The following is a 1,484-nucleotide window of genomic DNA, read 5'->3' on the forward strand; positions in this document are numbered from 1 at the left end:
TCCTACACTTACTGATGCTCCTTTTGATACGCTTACTTTTGAAACAGTTCCGTCACAACTTGCCATTATCTCATTTTCCATTTTCATAGCTTCAAGTATTAATAAAACATCACCTTTTTTCACACTATCTCCAGCTTTAACGCGAACATCATTAATAGTTCCTGGCATTGGTGCATTAACACTTCCTGACCCTGAACTTACTGGTGCTGCTTGAGGTTTTTGTGCTACTACTTTAGGTGCACTTTGTTTTACTTCTTGTGGTCTAGAAAGTACTTCGCTACCTAGTTCCTCCACCTCTACATCGTATGTATTTCCATTAACTGTTATATTGTATTTTTTTATCATTTTTAAACTCCCCCTATGGTTCATTATTTAGTAGTATTCTTTGACATACTTTCCCAACTTGACTTAGAGTTGTTACTTCTTACTATTTTTCTAACTAATATATTATTAGTATTGTTTCCAGTAGCTGCACAAATTGCTGCAGTTATTACTGCTACTAATTCTCCCATATCCTGCGTTTCATTAATTACTTTTTGCATATTTAAAGGTTCACTACTAACTATTTGAGCAGTTACTGGTTTAGCTTTTTCTCTTTGTAGTAAACTTATTATTGCAGCTATTATAACTAATACTATAAATACTACACTCATTGAAAGTATAGCTACAATAAATCCACCAAGCAGTTTATCTCCTATACTTAATGCTGCTGAAGGATCTTTTAGGGATTCTAATAATTGGCTAATATTCATAATTTACCACCTTCCTATAAAGGTATATTTCCGTGCTTTTTAGGCGGTCTTTCTTCTCGTTTAGAAGATAATGTGTCAAGTGCATCACAAAGTCTTATTCTTGTAAGTGATGGTTCAATCACATCGTCAATATATCCTCTTTCAGCCGCTTTATATGGAGTTGCAAATTCCTCTGTATATTCTTTTATCTTAGTTTCTCTCATTGATTTTTGATCCTCAGCATTTTTTATATCATTTTTAAATATTATATTTGCGGCTCCACTTGGTCCCATAACTGCAACTTCAGCTGTAGGCCATGCTAAAACCATATCTGCTCCTAAATCCTTTGAACACATAGCTAAATATGATCCACCATATGCTTTTCTAGTTATAACTGTAATTTTAGGAACAGTAGCTTCGCTATATGCATATAACATTTTTGCACCATGACGTATTATTCCGCCGTATTCTTGTGAAGTTCCTGGTAAAAATCCTGGTACATCCACTAAACTTACAATTGGAATATTAAATGCATCACAAGTTCTTATAAATCTTGCACTTTTATCAGATGAGTTTATATCTAATGATCCAGCCATAAATTTAGGTTGATTCGCAATTATTCCTACACTTTCTCCATTTACCCTTGCAAATCCAGTTATAATGTTTTGTGCAAAGTATGGCTGAACTTCGTAGAAATCACCTTCATCAATTATTTCATATATAATTTCTTTCATATCATATGGCTTGTTTGAA

At 33.4% G+C, this 1,484-nt stretch carries 2 protein-coding genes and 1 pseudogene; all 3 read right to left on the reverse strand.

Annotated elements, in window-relative coordinates; all coding sequences use genetic code 11:
• On the reverse strand, window positions 1-345 hold a 345-nt coding region (locus tag QOZ84_RS16355; RefSeq protein ID WP_331496623.1), incomplete at its 3' end, for a biotin/lipoyl-containing protein.
• A 23-nt stretch (window positions 346-368) separates the two neighbouring features.
• Window positions 369-752, reverse strand: coding sequence for an OadG family protein (locus QOZ84_RS16360; RefSeq protein ID WP_284133956.1), 384 nt, complete (start codon window positions 750-752; stop codon window positions 369-371).
• Between the two features lie 14 nt (window positions 753-766).
• A pseudogene (mmdA, locus tag QOZ84_RS16365) lies at window positions 767-1,484 on the reverse strand (methylmalonyl-CoA decarboxylase subunit alpha); the annotation flags it as partial.

The sequence above is a fragment of the Romboutsia sedimentorum genome, assembly GCF_030131845.1.
Lineage (GTDB): Bacteria > Bacillota > Clostridia > Peptostreptococcales > Peptostreptococcaceae > Romboutsia_D > Romboutsia_D sedimentorum.